The following is a 19,811-nucleotide window of genomic DNA, read 5'->3' as shown; positions in this document are numbered from 1 at the left end:
CCAAATATAAATTTGAAAACGAGTAAAAATATACTTGTTTTCAAAATATTAATATTATTATTAGAATGTTAACAAAAGTTAATTTTTTGTTAAAAACCTGTAAGATCTTGTAAATCAAAATAATAAAACTATAAAAAACTTAAAATTTGTAATTTTGGCATTTAAACAAAATTTTAGCAATCTAAAAATTTAACTTTACCCATTTTATTGCCAATAATAGCGAATAATTAAAATTAAAATCTGAAGAGACTCTGAAATACATATATATAACAAATAAATTAGCTATATATTTAATATGATAGTTTCTCTTACAACATTTTCTCTTAATTATTTAATAACACTACAAGACTTTTATTGTAATCCTTCGATTTAGCGCTTGATTTTCAGGATTAGAATTGGGTACCATAGGTTCTTTATCACCCTTGCCTTCGACTAAGACTCGCCCCTCATGAAACCCATGTTCTATCAGGAAATCTTGGACACTTTTAGCACGCTGTAAACTTAAGTTTTGATTATACCCTGCACTTCCCACATTATCAGTATGTCCGATAATCAAAATATTTACGTTAGGATTCTCATTCAAAAATTTCACCAGCCTTTTTAGTGATGTGATAGACTCAGGTTTTAGATTAAATTGATCAAATTCAAAGAACACATTCTCAAATACAAATTCTTCTCCTGCTGCTACCGGGACCAATTCAACTTTCAAATCTTTTACATTCTTTATTTTATCTCGCTCTACATTATAAATTTTAGGAATAAACCCTTTTTTCTCTACATATAATCCTGATATAGCCCTGTCAGGATAAAGCATAGTAAACTGACCTGTTTTACCGTCTGCCTTGAACATATAAAGCGTACTATCATTAGTGAGCGACACAAGTGAAAGTGTCGCATCTATAGGTTCGCCAGTTTGTGAATTAAATACTTTGCCTTCTGTCACGGTAAGGTTTTCACCTAGTGAAATCTCCTCAGGAAATTTGAATCTATATAACAGAGACCTGTCATGTTCATTTTCTGAAGAAGTTAATTCCGTAAAGTACGCATAGTCCTTTTGAGCAGTAATAAATAAAGCAACCTGATCTAATTGATCATTTATTGGCCATCCTAAATTTTCAGGCTCGGTAAACTCTCCATCCACAACTTTAGACAGCTGAATATCCATTCCGCCAAAACCAGGATGACCATTAGATGAGAAAAAAAGAATCTCGTTATTAAAGAACATGAAAGGGGAAATTTCATCTTTTGGTGTATTTACCACATCCCCAAGATTTTTAGCTTCGGACCAGCTTGCGTCATTTTGCATCACACTATACCAAATATCATTTCCTCCAAATCCCCCCTTCCTATTTGATGAGAAAAACAAAATCCTACCATCTGCAGATAAGGATGGCTGAGAATCCCATGATCTCGAATTCACATTTTTTCCCATATTTTTGGGTCTTTGCCACATCCCATTGATCTTATATGCGATATATAGGTCACAGCTTCCTTCTGAATCTGGAGCATCACATGAAGTGTAGATCAGGATATTCCCGTCTGCAGTGACCGAGCAGGTCCCCTCGTTATATGGTGAATTAATCGATTGTGCTATACTCTGAGGCTTGGACCAATCTCCATCTGGAGAAACAAAAGCCATAAAAATATCCTCTTTATCATTATTCCCCGTTCCGTCCCGTTTTGTGAAAAGTATCTGTTCACCATCCGCTGTCAATACAGGAAAATACTGTAATCGAAACTCATTGAGAGGTTCCGGCAATTTCTCCTTTTCAATTTGCCGAAAGTTCTCCAACTGATCAGCAAGAAACTCCATTTGGCTTTTCATTTCCAGATAATTAGGCAAACGGCGAAATGATGCGTCAAATAATGGATCAGTGGCTGCAAATCCCTGATAAGCCTCCTTGAATCTACCTTGCTTCAAGTATACATGCGTCAGAACCCATCCCAAATCTGCCTTATGCTGAGTTGTGGCATTCTTACCGGATAGCCGTGATTTTCCAGCAATAACGGTCTTCTCCGCATTTTCTAATTCCCCCACCGTAATTTGAAGCTGGGCCAATTTTACATAGGCTTCTAAAAATGAAGCTTCTCTATTGATCGCATCCTGATATTTTTCAATAGCCGAATCGTATTGCCGAGAAAGGGTAAACTCTTCTGCCTCCCGATACAGCTTAATAGCCTTCCCATCAATGATCGAATAGCTTTGCGCATTTGCGAAAGATATTGTCAAAAAAAGAAGAATTCCGGCTAAAATTGGGCGCATGGACTTAGGGTATGTCCATAAATTTATGAGTTTGAAGCGAAATTTTCCATTTTGGATGATTTTTTGCAAAATCTATAATCACAGGAGTAAATTTTTCAGCCTTACTCCACTCTGGTTGTAAGCGCAATTCACAGCTGGAATTCACCTGCACAGCATGCTCTTCCGCAAAGGCAAAATCACTTTGATGAAATACTACAACCTTTAATTCATCTGCTACTGCGTAGATCGAAGGATGTGGCTTTTTGAACTTTTTGGGTGAAAAACAAACCCAATCAAAATCACCTGAAAAAGGATGTGCTCCGGAAGTCTCAATATTTGTAGTAAATCCCTTTTCCTTCAAAAGTGATGTCAAAGGTCCAAGATCATACAGTAGAGGCTCTCCACCTGTTATGACTACCAACCTACCTGGGTAAGCCAAGGCATCCTCCACAATCTTTTCTATCGAAAGAACCGGCCACTTACCAGAATCCCAAGACTCTTTTACATCACACCAAACACATCCTACATCACAGCCTCCAAGCCGGATAAAATAAGCAGGATGCCCGGTAAATCTACCTTCCCCTTGTATGGTATAAAATGCCTCCATTAAAGGAAGCTCCAATCCTTTCGCCACTAACTCCTTTGTGTTCATATTCATCTGAATTTTTGGTAAAGCGGGCAATTGAACCGCTGGTGAATTATGCCGCAAAGGTAAGGTTTATGATTGAAAAACGCGAAGATTACAAAATTGTAATATTCCAAACTCGATTTATCAGTCCTTTGAATTCTAGAAGCTCTTCCGCATCACTATTCTATAATCATCCTCTGACCCTTTTTTGATCATCCCCACAATCTTAAAACCTCTTCTTAACCCGAAATTGATCATGGCAGGAAACCTATTCCGTGTTTTGAAAAAAATCCGCGTAAATCCATTTTTCTTAGCCCATCGCTCTTGCTTGTCAGCCAAAGCACGTGCAACACCTGCTTTCCTGAAGTGAGGTATCACTCCTCCCACCCAGGAATAAAACATTTCTGGCTCGTTACTTTCATAACCAACTTTAAATCCAGCCAATTGGCCTCCGACTTCAGCTATCAAAACCAAATGCATCTTGAGCTTGAGTCGCTCTTCATAAAAGCCACTTCCAAGGTCCCCTGAAAACTCCGGAATTAGCCGATGGATAAAATAAACATCTTCAATACTTCCTTTTCGAATAATCACATTTCCCATATCACACTTTTCCGTAAACAAATAAATCTATTAAAAACCTTTCCGTTATGTAAAAATGATCCGTTAAATAAACAGCAAGTCTTTATGAATTACGAATTTGAATCACAAAGCCCATCAATTTTTCTATTTTTGCAGGCGTTCAGCTAAAAAACTAGAAAAAATACAATCATGGCGGAGTACACTTTTAAGGACATTGAGAAAAAATGGCAAGCATACTGGGAAGAGAACCAAACTTTCCTGGCCAATGTAAACCCTGACAAACCAAAGTTTTATTCTCTAGACATGTTCCCATATCCATCCGGAGCGGGACTTCATGTTGGTCATCCGCTGGGTTACATTGCTTCAGATATTGTCTCTAGATTCAAAAAGTTAAAAGGATTCAATGTTCTGCACCCGATGGGTTATGATAGTTTTGGTCTACCTGCTGAGCAATACGCCATCCAAACTGGACAGCATCCTGCGATCACTACCGAGCAAAACATCGCCAGATACACAGAGCAGTTGAAGAACATCGGCTTTGCATTCGACTGGAGTAAAGAAGTCAGAACTTCCAATTCTGACTACTACAAGTGGACACAATGGATCTTTATGCAGCTTTTCAAAAGCTACTATGATCTAGATGCCGACAAAGCACTTTCCATTGATTCATTGACCGAGCGATTTGAAAAAGAAGGGAATGCTTCCGTAAAAGCTGCCTGTGATGAGGATACGGAGAAGTTTACTGCGGCAGATTGGAATGCATACTCTGAAAAAGAGAAACTAGAAACACTTCTTAAATATAGACTGACTTTTCTAGCCGAAACTACCGTGAACTGGTGCGCAGCTTTAGGAACTGTACTTTCCAACGATGAAGTGAAAGAAGGCTTCTCCGAGCGTGGTGGGCATCCTGTGGAGCGAAAGAAAATGATGCAGTGGTCAATGAGAATTACCGCTTATGCAGATCGTTTACTTCAGGATTTGGAAAAATTAGATTGGTCAGAACCAATCAAAGAAATGCAGCGCAACTGGATTGGCAAATCCATCGGAGCTGACGTGGTATTTCAGGTGAAAGATTCCAATCAGAAGATCAAAGTATTCACCACTCGAGTGGATACTATATACGGTGTGACTTATTTGGCTTTGGCCCCGGAATCAGAGCTGGCAGCAGCTTTGATCACAGAAGATCAGCGTGAAAAAGCGGAAACATACATAGAAGTAGCCAAAAACCGCTCAGAGCGTGAGCGAATGAGCGATGTTAAAACCATATCAGGGGCTTTCACTGGCTCTTATGCAATCAATCCATTTAATGGAGAAGAAATCCAAGTTTGGGTAGCTGACTACGTATTGGCTGGATATGGAACTGGTGCAGTGATGGCCGTTCCTGCGCATGATGAGCGGGATTATAACTTTGCGAAGCACTTCGGACTTGAAATCAGACAAGTGATCGAAGGCTCTATGGAGGAGGGTTCTTTTCCTGGAAAAGGCGGCTTGATTATCAATTCCGGCTTCATTTCCAATTTGTACATGAAAGATGCCATGAACAAAGCCATTGAGTTTTTGGAAGAAAAAGGCATCGGAAAAGGCAAGATTCAATATAGAATGCGTGATGCGATTTTCACCCGTCAGCGTTATTGGGGTGAGCCACTTCCCGTATATTTCAAAGAAGGACTTCCCTATTTAATAGAAGAAAAAGACCTGCCTTTGGTTTTACCTGAGGTAGATAAATACTTGCCAACAGAAGACGGCGAGCCTCCACTTGCCCGAGCGTCGGACTGGAACTACAAAACCGCGGACGGGGAATTCCCGCTGGAAAGAAGCACCATGCCAGGCTGGGCAGGATCAAGTTGGTATTTCTTCAGATACACCGATCCTAAGAATGAAACTGAGTTAGCCGACAAAGCAAAAACTGATTATTGGGGCTCTGTAGATCTGTACATTGGCGGTTCCGAGCATGCGACAGGACACTTATTGTATTCCAGATTTTGGACAAAGTTCTTGTACGATCTTGGTATAGTAAGCGTGGATGAGCCATTCCAGAAGATGATCAACCAAGGGATGATCCAAGGTAGATCGAATTTTGTATATAGAGTAAAGGGCACGAACCAATTTGTCAGCTATGGCTTGAGAGACCAGTACGATACGTTTGCCATGCATGTGGACGTCAATATTGTCTACAACGACCAGCTAAACCTAGATAAATTCAAAGCATGGAGACCTGATTTGGCGGATGCAGAATTCATCTTGGAAGACGGCAAATACATGTGCGGGTCTGAGGTGGAGAAAATGTCCAAGTCTAAATACAACGTGGTAAATCCGGACGATATCATTGAGCGATACGGAGCTGACACTTTGAGATTGTACGAAATGTTCCTGGGTCCTTTGGAGCAATTCAAACCTTGGAATACAAACGGAATTGACGGAGTGTATAAATTTTTAAGAAAGCTTTGGAATCTATATCACACCAGCTCTGGGGAATTCCAAGTTTCTGATGCAGAACCTAGCAAAGAAGAATACAAAGCACTTCATAAAGCCATCAAAAAGATGGAAGATGACATGGCCAATTTCTCTTTCAATACCTCCGTCTCCAGCTTTATGATCTGCGTGAATGAGCTTACCGCACTGAAATCAAACAAACGTGGAATTCTGGAACCACTTGCGATTTTGGTTTCTCCTTATGCACCACATATTGCAGAGGAACTTTGGAATTTACTTGGACACGAAGGTTCTATAACTGATGCTACTTTCCCTATTTTCGACGAAAGTCATCTCGTTGAAAGTGCTTTCGAATATCCAGTAATGATCAATGGTAAAATGAGAACTAAACTCAGCCTGGACCTTTCATTAAGCAAGGATCAGATTCAGGAAGCTGCTTTATCTGATGAAATCGTCATGAAATGGCTGGAAGGAAAGGCGCCGAAAAAGATAATAATTGTTCCAGGAAAGATTGTGAATCTGGTGGTTTAATAGCCATAATAACATTATTGAAGGCTCAATCTAATAGGTTGAGCCTTTTTGATTTAATAAAGAAATAGAGCTATTTTAGTTATTAAATAGGCTGTTATAATATGTCTGATAAAATAGAGAATATCCAAGGAGTAATCGATTATTGGATGAGTTCATCTGATCAAAACAATCAGACGATGATGAACTTATTTAAATCAAAAGATTATGATTGGTGTCTTTTTATTGGACATTTGGTTTTGGAAAAATTATTGAAGGCACATTTTGTAAAATCAAATAAAAAGCATCCAATATTCATACATGACTTGCTTAGGTTAGCAATGAAAACCAAACTTCAAGCATCTGAAGAGCAAAAAGATTGGCTGGATGAAATCACTACATTTAACCTGAATGTTCGTTATGATAGTTACAAACAGGATTTTCACCAACTTTGCACTAAGGAGTTTGCAGAAATTTGGATTGAACGAATAGAAAAACTTAGGAAATGGCTGATCAGCGAATTATAAATATTCTTAATAAATACCTTGAATGCATCCCAGAAAAATTTGGGTTAAGAAGCGCTTTTCTATTTGGGTCTTATTCTAAGGGATCTCAGAAAGAAGAAAGTGACCTGGATATCGCCCTAGTTTTAGATCACATGGATGATTTTTTTTCCACCCAAAACGAACTTCGAAAATTAAGACGTTCAATAGATTTGAGGATTGAGCCGCATCCAATTAAAACTGAGGATTTCAACTCCAAAAACCCGTTTGCATTAGAAATTAAAAGTACAGGAATCAATTTGGTTACGGCTATTTGAGTCCAAAAAAACTAAATGAGCCGAAATAAAATCCTGTACATCACGCCATCCCTGCAGTCCTTTGTGAAAAGCGACCTCAGGATTTTGTCAAAATATTTTAACGTTCGGGTAATCAACCAACCTTGGGGCAATAAAAAGCTTGCGCCTCTAAATTTCTTAGCGCAGTTTTTCTCCATGCTTTTCAGCATTTTCGGAGCTGAGTTTATCCTTGTCAATTTTGGAGGATATTGGGCTTTTTGGGCTACAGTATTTGGGCAGGTCTTTGGAAAGAAAGTCTTCATAGTCACCCATGGTACTGATTGCGCTTCTATTCCTGAGATCAATTATGGCAGTTTAAGGATTGATCTTCTAAAGCAAATTTGCAACTTCAGTTACAGACGAGCCGATGGGATCTTCCCGGTGAGTGAATCTCTAATCGAAACTGAATTGCTTTTCGATCCAGCCATCAAGTCTCGAAAGCAAGGTCTGCTTTTTCACTTTCATGAATTACAGGCACCCATAAAAACAATCTACAATGGATTAGATGACACGCAATGGACACTACCTAAAAAGCCTAATAGAATCCCAAACAGCTTTTTGGCCGTCATGTCATCCAGTCAATTTGAGCTGAAAGGCGGAGATTTGATTTTAAAGATTGCTGAGAAATACCCAACCTGTAACTTCTATTTTGCAGGGATAAATGATTCAGAAATAAAGTTAGAAATACCCGCAAACGTTTATTTCTTAGGATTTCTATCTCCAGAAGAGTTGCTTGAGCGTTATCAGAAAACTGAGTTCTACTTTCAACTCTCCAGTTTTGAAGGATTTGGCTGCGCTTTATGTGAAGCCATGCTTTGCGGAGCTATTCCTATCGGATCGTTTACGAATCACATTCCTCAAATCGTTGGTGATTCAGGGTTTATCCTAGGTGAGAAATCCCTAGAAGCCGCAATACTAGTGGTGGATAAAGCCCTTGGATCTATCAATAAAGATTTACTTTCCATAAATTCACGACTTCATATTCAAGCCAACTACTCTCTTGCTCTCAGAGAACAAACGTTAATCGGGACTTTGGAGCAATTTACAGGCAAGTCATATACTCACTAATGGAACAAGTATTAAGTAAAATATCTAGGAATTTATATGTGATTCCAGGCGGTTTTTTTGTCACTAAATTGTTTCGAAAATTCTATGGTTCTTCTAAAAAAGAAGGGGATTGGAGGGTTTTTATCTTTCGAGGAGTAGCCATGAAAGTGGACATTGCAAAGCAAATGGGCAATGCAATCTACTGGCGTGGCGCGCATGATTGGGCACCGATTTTTGTATTGGAGAAATATCTGAAAACAGGTGACACCTTCATAGATGTCGGGGCAAATCAAGGAGAGTATTCCCTCTGGGCGGCTAGAAAAGTAGGCACAAATGGAAAGGTTGTTTCATTTGAACCTATGCCTCAGCTTTTCGATCAATTGACTGCAAACATCCGACTTAACGAATCCTTTCAAAAGACCATCTCTCCAGTGAAACTTGGGCTTTCGGATAAAAAAGGTGAGGTAACACTCTACGCAAGCGAAGATTCTAATGAGGGTACAAACACCATTTACAATACTGAAAAATTCAGCATAGAACTCGGGAAAATTCAGCTTGATACACTTGACGAACAAATAGAAGAGTTGAAAATCAACAAGGTTAACTTCTTAAAAATAGATGTAGAAGGAGCTGAGCTTCAGGTCCTAAAAGGAGCTCTCAACACACTAAAAAAGCACCTTCCAATTCTTCTTCTAGAAATCAATAAAGACGCATGCATCGCTGGCGGCTACCTACCAGAGGATATTTTAGAATTGTTGAAGCCATTCAATTATTCTTTTTCAAAAATAGGTCTGCGTGGATCTTTGAACAAGGTGGACACATTGCCTGATTTCTGCAATATCCTTGCTACTCCACTATAAACACTCTATTTAATAAGTAAAAAGCTACCAGAAAGGTTTTTTAAAGTCTTAGCATCACTTTCATTCCTATACTGAACCTTATACACATATGTTCCCGTTGGCGCTTCTTTTCCTTTGAAATTACCATCCCAGCCCTGAGCTTCTAAACTTTTGGAATAGAATACTATTTCACCCCATCGATTGAAAATCCAGATTTCCAGAGTTTGCAATTGATTGAAAACAGGGTAATAATAGTCATTTCGCCCATCTCCATTTGGCGTGAAAGCATCAGGCATTCGGATATACTGGACCCCAGTTACTTTTAACGATTTAGAAATCTCCTTTACGCAGCCTAAAAGATCCCTCACTTCCATGCTCACACTATAGTTTCCAGGGATACTATACTGATGAATTGGGTCCTTCTCAGAACTTGTATTCCCATCTCCAAAATCCCAGGAATAAGACAAGCTTGAATTGCCTTGAGAAAGATTCTCAAAGCTGATCGGATAGTTGAAATTCAAAAGCCCTTCGTTAACAAGCGACTCACTACTATAGTCAAAATCAGCCTTTAAAAAATTAAGATCTTCCTCTTCAATTTCGAAGGATTCAACCTGGCTACAGCCTTCCCGATTTTCAATCTCGACAGTATAAACCCCGGGTAAAAGCTCATCATACGCATACATCCCTTCCGTTAATTCTAAGTCTATCAATTCAATACTCTCACCCGACAACAGTTCTCCAGAAATCGTAACCTTATACTTACTAGGTGAATCAGAGTTGATGACTAGCTGGATGTTAAACTCAGATTGATCTGGACACGATTCGATTGATGAGTTCTTGCTGACCTCCACAGTGAAAAGTTTTGCCTCAGGAACGATAAACTCCTTTCTAGCTGCACAACCAGTCTGATCTATCACAGATATACGATGTAATCCAGGTAATATAGCTCTTTCAGTTTCTGTAGTAGGCGTGCCTCCCTCTTCCCAAATAATAGAATATGGCGGAACACCTTTACTGATTGATAAACTCACATTTCTTTCTAAAGTAGATTGCGCACAGGCTCCTTCATCAATCTCTACTTCTACCTCCACCTCACTCACAGCAAAGCCAAAACCGATTGGGCAACTTCTATCAGGTATCACGGCATAATAAATGGCTTCGTAATCAAGTGGGAAATTTATTCCACCACCGTATTCTTTTGTCGTACTAGTAAGTGGGAATTCATTGTAATACCTGGTGCCCGCTGGAAAAAAGTCTGGCAAATAAAAAGATGGAATGATCTCTGTATCTCCTTGACCTATGCAGATGATAATCTTTGATTCACCAGATTCATAGCCACAGTTTTTATTTAGAAATTCATCGGCATCTACCTGTAAGTCTATAGGCCCGAAAATCGGAGAATTAAAGCATTGAGAATCCTCACTGAATCCTACTAGTAATGGGGTAGTTGGAATTGGTTTTCCAGAATTCCCATTAATGCCTTGGAGTTGTCCGTCCAAAACAAAATTAGCACTGCAGGTATCAATTAATATCTCACACGTTTCAGTCACACGAACGGTATAGGTAAGTTTTGCCATTAGATCATCTGGATTACCTGGCAAGGGAATTTCCCCTAATGCCCATACTACCTGATCCGATTTTAATGAAGGTTGTTTCCCTGAATTATTGGCAAAAAAATACTCCCCAACCGAAGACACATATTCTAATCCTTCAGGCAAATTTATTTCCAAAAGCAACTCTTCAAGATCAACCCCACCAGTATTTTTCACTTCCACTACTATCTCTAGTTCATCGCCAGGAACAATGCTTTTTGATTCTTCAAAAGCCTGGCTATTAATTGTATTTACATAATGGTATCCTTGAACTTCGGGCTCATTGGCATCCACAGCCATGATGATATTATAGATAACATAGGCGTCTCCATCCGTCCCATATCGGAATCGTGTACTCGTCTGCCCATTGGCTATGATATTATTTGCGGCATTTGGGACATCAAATACAGAAATATCCATTCCTGTATTATTCTTCAAATTCGGATTTCTCGGATTTCCTCCGGTATATATGCTGGAGTTAAAAAAATTATCAGGCGAATTTCCGGCATGAGAAAGCCTGACGAAATCATTGGTATTCACCCCCCGTTCTATTTCGAAATAATCTCCTAAAGCGGCCACATCTCCCTCTCCTGCAGCTATTCCCAGCTTCATATTAACCGGCCCGGCATCTACAGCGGAAAATCCTGATATTGGAATAGTGAAGTCAGCAACCACGCTGCCCCTCACAAATGCATAGCCATCAAAGACTGTAATACTCCTGTTCTCCATAACTGGATTTTCATAGACAACTACCATTGACCAACCCCCATAATGGTAGTTCGTCCCTTCAAGCGCTCCCAGGTCAGCTACGGTATACTCCCCCTCTCCATACTGCCTTACGTAATCTGTAACTTCCACAAAACCTACATATAAGCCCAAGTCATTATCTAAATCAAGACCGTAGGTATATCGGATATCATTCTCTCCAGCCCTGAATTTACCACCTACGGGATCATTCGGACCAAACAATTTCACTTCCATCCGATCTAACTTTTTCGGAAATCCATTTTGATCGTTCACGTAAAACTCATCTTCGGTAGGACCTCGACCCGACCAATACAATCCGGCAAATAAAACATTTGTGCAGCTTGCATCAGCGCCGTTTTCTTCGGGGAAATTAAGTACAGCTGAGGAAGAGTTTATAGTATTTGGATGATCATCTACATCTTCGAACAACAATAAATTATCATTCATTAGGTCATCTGCGTAATTGGCAAGACTCAAATTTGTATTCCCAATTAATTGAAAATCACCTTTAATATTAAAAGTTTTTCTGCTTGGATTAGAAGAAGAAGCCCTTTCTTGAAACGGGACCCTTACCTGTCCAGAAACTGTGAGCTGTGAGTAAATCCAAAAGATTACTGCAAGGCAGAAAATTGTTCTAACAAATTGTTTAGGCGCTGGCACTGTAAATAAGAGATAAGGTAAAGCTGGACACAAGTAGTAAATATCTATCCTTCTCAATTAGTGCGCGTAACTACATACTCCAATTGATTCGAGTCGCAATTTTCATCTTTTTAACCTAATTCTAAAAACTTAATTATAAATAATTTTAATGCCACTGGAGTTTTTCTAAATCACTAATAGATCTCCATTAAAAATCATGACTAGCCAAACATAAACCTGATTATCTGCAGTCATACCTTTAGCCAATCACTTACAGATATGTAAATAAAAATGATTGCCATAGGTTAATAGATTCATGATTTATATTCCTTGCACACCTAGAACTCCAGTAAATCCCAACCATTGGATGGTTTTAGTTAACATTCGCAACAAAGAATCCAATAACTTACTGAGCTAAAGGCCTTTAATCAAAATAACGAATTAAAACACCTCACAATTAATGATAATAGTTTTTTGGCCTTTGTAGATTCTGATACTTAATGAAAAAATAACCTGCCTTTTTTGCCTAAATCCATAAAAAACCCAGTTCAGTATTTTAATCCTCCAAATAACACATTTCGAAATTTTAGAAAGGACTTTTTCAATTATGCCAAATTTTCAATTCTAAAGAACCAATTCAAAATCCCCCACTCAAAGAAACCAGTTTTTCGAATCTGAACATAAATTTGATCTAAATCAAAGATTTTTTAAACCACCTTTTCAACTTTAAACAAAATGTCAAAATATATAGACATAAAAAAAGGGAGCTTTTTAGAAAAAGCCCCCAAGAGTGGGTCTATTGTCAATCATCTAAAACCAAATATACTTTTGTAATCCTTGCTGTGTATTTGTTTTTTTGATCTTTATATTTTGATAAACATAATGAAAATGTTTTAAAGCGCCCAAAAACAAATAATTATTTTTTTCACATTTAATCCTCCACACAGCCACGCATCTTCCCTGAAAATAAAAAATCAAATGAAATCTATACCCTATCTCTGTTCAAAAGCATTTATCAGAGGATAGACCATTTTTCATTATCTTCAATGATCTTATCTTTTGCTATGAAGAAATTAATAATCGCACTTGGAATTTTAGCCCTTATATATTTTGCTGCAACCCGTATAGTCCCACCCTATATAGAATCTCAAAGAAATCCCGTCAAGTCTACTCCACCCTATTCTGTTTCATCGGACGCACAGGCTTTGTATGACCGCTTGGACTTTATATCAGATTTACATTGCGACGCCTTGCTCTGGGGAAGAGATTTGACCCAGAGAGGAAGTCGTGGGCAAGTTGATTTCCCAAGAATGAGAGAAGCCAATGTCGCTTTGGAGATGTTTACCATTGTTTCAAAATCCCCAGCCGGACAAAATATGCAGAGTAATAGTTCGGATGCATTCGACAATATCACTCCGCTGACCATAGCAAAAGGGGAATCTCCGTCAAACTGGTTTAGCTTAATAAACCGTACTCTTTCACAATCCCAAAACTTAGCAGATTTCATACAGGATGAAGATGGCAACGCGATCTTCGTTAAAAACAAAGCGGATCTAAACAAACTCATTTCTGCTAGAAAAAATGATAAATCTATTATCGGCGGGATGTTAGGAATCGAAGGTGCACATGCAATCGAAGGAGATATAGAAAATCTAAATCGAGTTTATGAAGCTGGCGTTCGCATGATAGGATTGACGCATTTTTTTGACAATGAACTTGGTGGATCAGCGCATGGACAAAGTCAAGCGGGCCTTACAGAATTTGGGAAATCAGTAGTTCAGAGAATGAATGAGCTCGGTATTTTTGTGGATTTGGCTCACTGCTCTCCTGCAATAGTAGATGATGTGCTAGAGATGACTACTATGCCCGTGATGGTATCACATACTGGGGTGAGGGCTGTTTTGGACTCACAGAGAAATCTGAGTGATCTCCAAATCCAGAAAATCGCAGAGAATGGAGGCATCATAGGCATCGCATTTTTTGATGAAGCAGTAGGAGTTCCTGAATTGCCCAATATCATTGCTTCGATAAAGCATGTGAGAGACTTAGTGGGTATAGAATATGTCGCACTTGGGTCAGATTACGATGGATCGGTCGCAGTTCCTTTTGATATCACAGGATTTCCTCTTTTGGTAGAGGGAATGATGAATGCCGGATTTAGTGAAGCGGAGATCAAAGCTGTAATGGGCGAAAATGTGAAAAGATTTTTCCTAACAAATCTGAGATAAATGAACGAAGCTCACCTGCATCAAGAGAGTAAATACTTCCAGAAACTTCAGGAATATCTTCGAGAGTTTGTGTACGGAGGAATTGATGGTGCTGTCACGACATTTGCAGTAGTTGCCGGTGGATTTGGCGCAGACCTGGATGCTGGGATCATTATAATTCTTGGTTTTGCAAATCTCTTTGCCGATGGATTTTCGATGTCTGTGGGTGCCTATTTGTCCTCAAAGAGTGATAAAGAAAACTACAAAAAACACCAGGAAATTGAATATTGGGAAGTAGAAAATCTTCCGGAAGTAGAACGTGAAGAAATCCGAGACATTTACAAAGCTAAAGGATTTGAGGGGGAACTCTTGGAGAAAGTTGTAGATCAAATCACTTCCAACAAAGACATCTGGGTTGCAGAAATGATGAAAGACGAGTTAAACCTAATGGAAGAAACTAAAAGTCCCTTTAAGATTGGGGTCGCCACATTTGCATCATTCCTAATTGTCGGATTCATTCCACTGCTAGTTTATCTCTGGACATTTTTCTATCCCTCAGACATTAATACTTTCTTTTGGACCAGCATACTTACAGGCCTGGCATTCGTATTAATCGGAGCTTTAAAATCCTTAGTAAATCAAACTTCGCCAATAAAAAGCATAGCGGAAACCGTTGCCTTAGGCTTGCTGGCAGCCATTGTTGCATATTATGTAGGTGATATTCTAGAGAACTTTTTTATTAAACAATGACATGAAGACCATAGATGAAGTACTGGTGCGAATGGATCAAATCGTAGCTGAATGTAAAAATGATCAATCACGGATTGGCTATTTTGCCATTCTCTACAGGCAGGTGACTCGTAGAATTCGTGACGGAATCCTAGCTAGAGAATTCGAAGACAATCCAAGAATGGAAAAGCTAGATATTCTCTTTGCGGGCAGATTTATCAATGCATATAACACATGGAAAATCGCTCAAGCCCCTACTAATAGCTGGATGCTTGCATTTGAAGCAAGCAAAGACAGCAAGCACCTAGTTCTTCAGCATTTGTTTCTAGGCATCAACGCACATATTAATCTTGACCTGGGCATCTCAGCTGCAGACACCATGGGCTCAGAACCTATTGCAGGCATTCAAAATGATTTCAATAAAATCAATGCTGTCCTGGCAGAATTGGTAGATGGAGTCAAGTCCAATATTAGCATGGTTTCTCCGATTTTTGGCTGGCTGATCCCATTAGCAAAAGGCCGCGATGAAATGCTGCTGAATTTCTCTATCCAACTTGCCCGAGATGGAGCTTGGAAATACGCCGGTGAATACTATGGTTGCGAAGACCGAAATGCATCAATAGTAGAGCGAGATAGAAACATTTCCAAGTTGGCAAACAAGCTGATCAACCCAGGTAAGTTTCTATCATTTATGGTGAAAATAGTTGGATTCGCTGAATGGAAATCAGTGAGTCGCACGATGGATCAGCTGGACGTAGTGGTCCAAAAAGCTCAAAAGGATTAGGAGAATTGAGTTTCAGATATCCTGATTAAACCCTTTTTCAAACTCCATAATTTCTGCGTCAGTCTGGGCTTTATTTTTCTTGTTAGTCTTTTCCTTGTTAAGATCCATAGCATAGAAGTGAGTGTCTTGGAAGTAGCCAACCCTTGCCTCGGATTCGCCTTTGGCAAAAGTCCACTTCTCTCCTTTGAACAATCTGACTTTGTCCTCATGTAGCTCTAAATACTCATCGTACGGTCCACGTGGAGAAATTAACTTCACGAAAATTGGCGCTGTTTCAATAGCAATAAAAAGCAACATGATAAAGGTGTTTGCTAAAGCCATTGCTGAGCTTTCCTTGGTTAAAGCATCCAATGCTTCCATTCGAGCAGCCAACCCATCAAAGCCTTCGATTCCTGGCTGTTGCTTTTCAAATTCCAGTTGTCGCAAAGCAACAAATTTACGAATCTGCGCTTCCAGCGTATCCACACGGACCTGATTCCGAATTCTAAGCTCATTCAATGTGACTTGAGCCGCATCTAGCTGCTCTTCTTTCTTCTTAGCATTTGTTCCCAATCCAACAATTCCACTTGTGCTAGTTGTTTTCTCCCCAAAACGCTCTGCATCATATTCATCCTGCAGCTGATTTCTGTATTGTTCGAAATCCAAAACTTCTGCCTTCAACGTGTCAATTTTAGCCTCTAACTCTTGAATCTCAGGGAAACCCTTTGCTAGATTTTGCTTTGATTCTGCTATAAACACAGTTCTCTTCTCATCGATTTTCCGATCAATTTCCCGCTCAAACATTTTCAATTCCAGCGGCTTTGATATCACTAAGGCAAGTAAGACAGCTAATACTAATCGAGGAATCGCCAACTTCCACTCACCCCAAGCATTTTCTTTTTTCCGCATACTGGAAACGATAAATCGATCCAGATTGAATATCATCAATCCCCAAAGCAGGCCAAAAAAGATCGCAGGCCAAATTGATTGGAACACGGTGAACAAAGCATATCCAGCTGCCAATGCTGCAAGTATTCCCGTGAAGAAAACGGTAGCACCGATCCCGAGGTATTTGTTTGACTCAGTAGGAGATCTTTTTAATAATGAGAAGTTTGCGCCGCTACAAAACCAGAAAAAACGAGTGATGCTATTCATATAAGGTAAATGGTTGACCTAAATACACAACGCTAAAACTTCACCAAAAAGGCAGAATTTGATTTTTCAAAATTGAATTGTGACGAATTCAAAGAAAAAGGCTTATTCTGATCAATCAAGGGGCAATTCAAGTGATAAAAATGTCATTTACTAAATCGAGGACATTCTTCATTTTTGTACGCAGTGTTCGAAAATGCTCGCCATATGATCGGTTTTGTTCAGGTTACTAAAATCAGAAAGCAATTTGAAAACACTTTGCATGGAATTTACTCAGTAGGTTAAGTATATTTAGGATATGAAGAAGTTACTCTCTGCACTCGCTTTACTATTTCTGGTACAATTCTCATTTGCGCAAGAACTCCCATTTCAAGAGGAAGTAAATAAGCGCGCAAAAGAAATCGATAATGCCGGCTGGAAAAAAGGCAGCGTAGTTTTTACAGGTAGTTCGAGCGTAAGGATGTGGAAAAACCTTCAGGAGCAATTTCCTAATGTAGCTATCATCAATTCTGCTTTTGGTGGCTCTACGGCAGATCAGCTATTGATGCATTTGGACAAAACTGTACTTCGTTTTGAACCCTCAAAAGTATTCATCTATGAAGGTGACAACGACATCAATGCGGACCAAGAGATATCAGCTATAATGGACAACCTAGATGAATTAGTTACGCAGATTCATACAAAATATCCAAATACCACGGTTAACCTGATCGCTGCAAAACCTAGCCCTTCGCGGTGGGATAAAAAAGTTTCCTACGTTGCATTAAATGATCTGATTAGGCAATATGCGACCACCCATGAAAACGTACATATAGTGAATGTATGGGACATCATGCTGGATGATACTGGCAAACCTAGAGCTGATATTTTCATAGAAGACAATCTTCATATGAATGAAAAAGGCTATGAGCTTTGGAAGGAGATTTTTACTCCTTTTTTGAAGTAAGGAAAGTCTGATTAGAACTGATACGAAAGTCCCAAAATCACTTGCTCTGACCTGAAATCATCTTTCCTTTTGATAACCTGATCCAAATTTAATTTTTGGTCATTCAGTACGCGTTCGTATCGCAAGTCTAATCCCACCGGTCCAAAATTTAGCCCCAAGCCAAACTGGTATCCAAAAAGCAAGTCTTTTTCAGAGGGAGTTTCAAAAAAATCATCGTAGTTGTCATTCAATAGGTAGTGGAAAGAAGGCCCGCCTACTACTGTGAATAGTTTAAATAGATGCATTCCTACCATCACTGGCGCATCCAATCGGTTGGTCTTGACTTCACCTAAGCCTGATTCAAACTGGGAATGTGTATAGAGCAATTCCGGTCGCAGGAAAATATCATAAGACGCCAATTTATAAAAAGCTCCAACTTGGTAACCCGCGGAACTACCTGGACTTTTCCAGATTGACCCAGCATCTTTGAAATACTTTCCTGAAGTGCTATAGCTCAAGCCTCCCTTAACCCCAAAACCCGAACCTTTGTGCTGTGCTTTTGCTTGTATACAAACCAGCGAACACAAAACAAAAAAGAATAGTAGTAGCTTTTTCATGAGATTCAGGCTTAGTGAAATTTGGTAAAATGTAAGCTGCAAGACAAACCGAGTTTGATCTCAACTCGTATTTCAATGCATTGGAACCATAATAGTAAATAAACTCTCAAACAGAATCACGTAAATTGAGTTTAGATTAAAATGTTTTCTATATCATCCAAAACAAAAAAAGAACCAAAAACATGTTTAGTTCAAATAAACTTACTACACCCATGCTATCTCTCATCCTAGCGCTGATGTTTGCCTGCGGTAACACTGCGGTGCAAAGTCAAGAATCAACTGCAGACACAGACAAACTTGCTAACTATAATGGAAACACCGAGCTAGCTACATTTGCTGGCGGATGTTTCTGGTGTGTAGAAGCTCCATTTGAGGGAATAGACGGCGTAATTACGGTAATTTCGGGCTATGCCGGAGGCAAAGAAAAAAACCCTACATACGGTGAAGTATCCAGCGGAAAGACTTCTCACAGAGAGTCAGTTCAAATCACATTTGACCCAGAAGTAATCAGTTATTCTGAATTGGTAGACATATTCTGGCAGACTTTTGATCCGACAGACGTAGGAGGTTCCTTCTATGACAGAGGATCTCAATATGAATCAGCCATTTTCTTTCATGACTCTGAGCAAAAGAAAGTAGCCGAAGAATCCAAAAAGCTACTTGATAAATCCGGTAAATTCGACAAGCCTATTGCGACTCCTTTGATCAAATATACCAACTTCTATCCTGCAGAAGAGTATCACCAAGATTATTATAAAAAAAGCCCTCAGGATTACTATTCGTATAGAAATGGATCTGGTCGTGATAAATTCATCAAGGCACATTGGCCGGAACTTAGTGAGAAAGAATATAAGGCTCCGCCAAAATCCGAGTTGAAAAAGACCTTGACTGATTTGCAGTATGAAGTAACGCAAGAAGATGCTACTGAAATGTCTTTTCAGAATGAATACAACGGAAATCACGACAAAGGAATTTATGTCGATATCGTATCAGGCGCTCCGCTTTTCAGCTCCAAAGACAAATACGAATCAGGATCAGGCTGGCCAAGCTTCACCAAGCCTATTGATGCTAGAGTTTTAGAAAAACCAACTGACGACGATCTGGGCATGCTCCGAGTAGAAGTCCGAAGTAAGTTTGGAGACAGTCATTTAGGTCATGTTTTCTATGACGGTCCAGAACCAACTAGCCTTAGGTATTGCATGAATTCAGCTGCGATGAAATTTATACCAAAGGAAGAAATGGAAGCTGAGGGTTATGGCGATTATCTCTGGCTAGTTGATTAATATAACAAATAAAGGCTGCCTTTGAGCAGCCTTTATTTGTTATT

Annotated in this window: 16 protein-coding genes; 10 read left to right on the top strand and 6 right to left on the bottom strand. The window is 39.3% G+C overall.

What is annotated here, in order from left to right; genetic code table 11:
- Positions 1-340: 340 nt before the first annotated feature.
- From AACZ87_RS18035 to AACZ87_RS18025, 3 genes are all read right to left on the bottom strand, one after another.
- On the bottom strand, positions 341-2,263 hold the full coding sequence (locus tag AACZ87_RS18035; protein WP_339869220.1) for an OmpA family protein: 1,923 nt from the start codon (positions 2,261-2,263) through the stop codon (positions 341-343).
- Positions 2,264-2,267: 4 nt separating this feature from the next.
- Positions 2,268-2,894, bottom strand: a complete 627-nt coding sequence (locus AACZ87_RS18030) for a 7-carboxy-7-deazaguanine synthase QueE (protein WP_339869218.1) — start codon at positions 2,892-2,894, stop codon at positions 2,268-2,270.
- Positions 2,895-3,029: 135 nt separating this feature from the next.
- A complete protein-coding gene (locus AACZ87_RS18025; protein WP_339869216.1) occupies positions 3,030-3,491 on the bottom strand; it encodes a GNAT family N-acetyltransferase in 462 nt (153 codons plus the stop codon).
- Positions 3,492-3,638: 147 nt separating this feature from the next.
- Between AACZ87_RS18025 and leuS the strand changes: the two genes are divergently transcribed.
- The 5 genes from leuS to AACZ87_RS18000 all read left to right on the top strand — a co-directional run bounded on the left by leuS (position 3,639) and on the right by AACZ87_RS18000 (position 9,134).
- Entirely contained in the window at positions 3,639-6,413 is a 2,775-nt protein-coding gene (leuS, locus tag AACZ87_RS18020) for a leucine--tRNA ligase (protein ID WP_339869214.1), read from the top strand.
- 101 nt (positions 6,414-6,514) lie between these two features.
- On the top strand, positions 6,515-6,916 hold the full coding sequence (locus tag AACZ87_RS18015; protein ID WP_339869212.1) for a HEPN domain-containing protein: 402 nt from the start codon (positions 6,515-6,517) through the stop codon (positions 6,914-6,916).
- Positions 6,895-7,209, top strand: a complete 315-nt coding sequence (locus AACZ87_RS18010) for a nucleotidyltransferase domain-containing protein (RefSeq protein WP_339869211.1) — start codon at positions 6,895-6,897, stop codon at positions 7,207-7,209. The genes AACZ87_RS18015 and AACZ87_RS18010 overlap by 22 nt, the downstream gene beginning before the upstream one ends.
- A 15-nt stretch (positions 7,210-7,224) precedes the next feature.
- Positions 7,225-8,295 carry a glycosyltransferase family 4 protein gene (locus tag AACZ87_RS18005; protein WP_339869209.1) on the top strand — a complete coding sequence of 357 codons (1,071 nt, stop codon included), beginning with the start codon at positions 7,225-7,227 and terminating at the stop codon, positions 8,293-8,295.
- On the top strand, positions 8,295-9,134 hold the full coding sequence (locus AACZ87_RS18000) for an FkbM family methyltransferase (protein ID WP_339869207.1): 840 nt from the start codon (positions 8,295-8,297) through the stop codon (positions 9,132-9,134). Before AACZ87_RS18005 ends, AACZ87_RS18000 begins: the two co-directional genes overlap by 1 nt.
- 5 nt (positions 9,135-9,139) lie before the next feature.
- Here the strand turns inward: AACZ87_RS18000 and AACZ87_RS17995 are convergent, their stop codons facing one another.
- Positions 9,140-11,899 carry a T9SS type B sorting domain-containing protein gene (locus AACZ87_RS17995; protein ID WP_339869205.1) on the bottom strand — a complete coding sequence of 920 codons (2,760 nt, stop codon included), beginning with the start codon at positions 11,897-11,899 and terminating at the stop codon, positions 9,140-9,142.
- Between the two features lie 1,256 nt (positions 11,900-13,155).
- On the opposite strand from AACZ87_RS17995, the gene AACZ87_RS17990 reads away from it, so the two are divergent.
- The 3 genes from AACZ87_RS17990 to AACZ87_RS17980 are packed head-to-tail and all read left to right on the top strand — an operon-like array spanning position 13,156 to position 15,811.
- On the top strand, positions 13,156-14,319 hold the full coding sequence (locus AACZ87_RS17990) for a dipeptidase (protein ID WP_339869203.1): 1,164 nt from the start codon (positions 13,156-13,158) through the stop codon (positions 14,317-14,319).
- Entirely contained in the window at positions 14,320-15,048 is a 729-nt protein-coding gene (locus AACZ87_RS17985; protein WP_339869201.1) for a VIT1/CCC1 transporter family protein, read from the top strand.
- Position 15,049: 1 nt separating this feature from the next.
- Positions 15,050-15,811, top strand: coding sequence for a DUF5995 family protein (locus tag AACZ87_RS17980; RefSeq protein ID WP_339869199.1), 762 nt, complete (start codon positions 15,050-15,052; stop codon positions 15,809-15,811).
- A gap of 12 nt (positions 15,812-15,823) precedes the next feature.
- On the opposite strand, the gene AACZ87_RS17975 is transcribed toward AACZ87_RS17980, so the two are convergent.
- Complete coding sequence (locus AACZ87_RS17975) at positions 15,824-16,945, bottom strand: DUF4407 domain-containing protein (protein ID WP_339869197.1); 1,122 nt, start codon at positions 16,943-16,945, stop codon at positions 15,824-15,826.
- Between the two features lie 295 nt (positions 16,946-17,240).
- Between AACZ87_RS17975 and AACZ87_RS17970 the strand changes: the two genes are divergently transcribed.
- On the top strand, positions 17,241-17,888 hold the full coding sequence (locus tag AACZ87_RS17970; RefSeq protein WP_339869195.1) for a GDSL-type esterase/lipase family protein: 648 nt from the start codon (positions 17,241-17,243) through the stop codon (positions 17,886-17,888).
- 11 nt (positions 17,889-17,899) lie between these two features.
- Here AACZ87_RS17970 and AACZ87_RS17965 read toward each other — a convergent pair whose 3' ends face one another.
- Complete coding sequence (locus AACZ87_RS17965; protein WP_339869193.1) at positions 17,900-18,484, bottom strand: outer membrane beta-barrel protein; 585 nt, start codon at positions 18,482-18,484, stop codon at positions 17,900-17,902.
- A gap of 212 nt (positions 18,485-18,696) precedes the next feature.
- Here AACZ87_RS17965 and msrA point away from each other — a divergent pair, with 212 nt between their 5' ends.
- Complete coding sequence (msrA, locus tag AACZ87_RS17960) at positions 18,697-19,767, top strand: peptide-methionine (S)-S-oxide reductase MsrA (protein ID WP_339869191.1); 1,071 nt, start codon at positions 18,697-18,699, stop codon at positions 19,765-19,767.
- Positions 19,768-19,811 lie beyond the last annotated feature (44 nt).

It is taken from the genome of uncultured Algoriphagus sp. (assembly GCF_963974365.1).
Classification (GTDB): domain Bacteria; phylum Bacteroidota; class Bacteroidia; order Cytophagales; family Cyclobacteriaceae; genus Algoriphagus.
This window is presented reverse-complemented; position numbering and strand designations above follow the sequence as displayed.

Excerpts from the sequence above, each read along its gene's own strand:
- AACZ87_RS18000 (WP_339869207.1), top strand. The coding sequence starts at position 8,295 with ATGGAACAAGTATTAAGTAAAATATCTAGGAATTTATATGTGATTCCA.
- AACZ87_RS17965 (WP_339869193.1), bottom strand. The coding sequence starts at position 18,484 with ATGAAAAAGCTACTACTATTCTTTTTTGTTTTGTGTTCGCTGGTTTGT.
- AACZ87_RS18035 (WP_339869220.1), bottom strand. The coding sequence starts at position 2,263 with ATGCGCCCAATTTTAGCCGGAATTCTTCTTTTTTTGACAATATCTTTC.
- AACZ87_RS17990 (WP_339869203.1), top strand. The coding sequence starts at position 13,156 with ATGAAGAAATTAATAATCGCACTTGGAATTTTAGCCCTTATATATTTT.
- AACZ87_RS17970 (WP_339869195.1), top strand. The coding sequence starts at position 17,241 with ATGAAGAAGTTACTCTCTGCACTCGCTTTACTATTTCTGGTACAATTC.
- AACZ87_RS18015 (WP_339869212.1), top strand. The coding sequence starts at position 6,515 with ATGTCTGATAAAATAGAGAATATCCAAGGAGTAATCGATTATTGGATG.
- AACZ87_RS18005 (WP_339869209.1), top strand. The coding sequence starts at position 7,225 with ATGAGCCGAAATAAAATCCTGTACATCACGCCATCCCTGCAGTCCTTT.
- AACZ87_RS17995 (WP_339869205.1), bottom strand. The coding sequence starts at position 11,899 with ATGAATGATAATTTATTGTTGTTCGAAGATGTAGATGATCATCCAAAT.
- AACZ87_RS18010 (WP_339869211.1), top strand. The coding sequence starts at position 6,895 with ATGGCTGATCAGCGAATTATAAATATTCTTAATAAATACCTTGAATGC.
- AACZ87_RS17985 (WP_339869201.1), top strand. The coding sequence starts at position 14,320 with ATGAACGAAGCTCACCTGCATCAAGAGAGTAAATACTTCCAGAAACTT.
- AACZ87_RS17980 (WP_339869199.1), top strand. The coding sequence starts at position 15,050 with ATGAAGACCATAGATGAAGTACTGGTGCGAATGGATCAAATCGTAGCT.
- leuS (WP_339869214.1), top strand. The coding sequence starts at position 3,639 with ATGGCGGAGTACACTTTTAAGGACATTGAGAAAAAATGGCAAGCATAC.
- msrA (WP_339869191.1), top strand. The coding sequence starts at position 18,697 with ATGCTATCTCTCATCCTAGCGCTGATGTTTGCCTGCGGTAACACTGCG.
- AACZ87_RS18030 (WP_339869218.1), bottom strand. The coding sequence starts at position 2,894 with ATGAACACAAAGGAGTTAGTGGCGAAAGGATTGGAGCTTCCTTTAATG.
- AACZ87_RS17975 (WP_339869197.1), bottom strand. The coding sequence starts at position 16,945 with ATGAATAGCATCACTCGTTTTTTCTGGTTTTGTAGCGGCGCAAACTTC.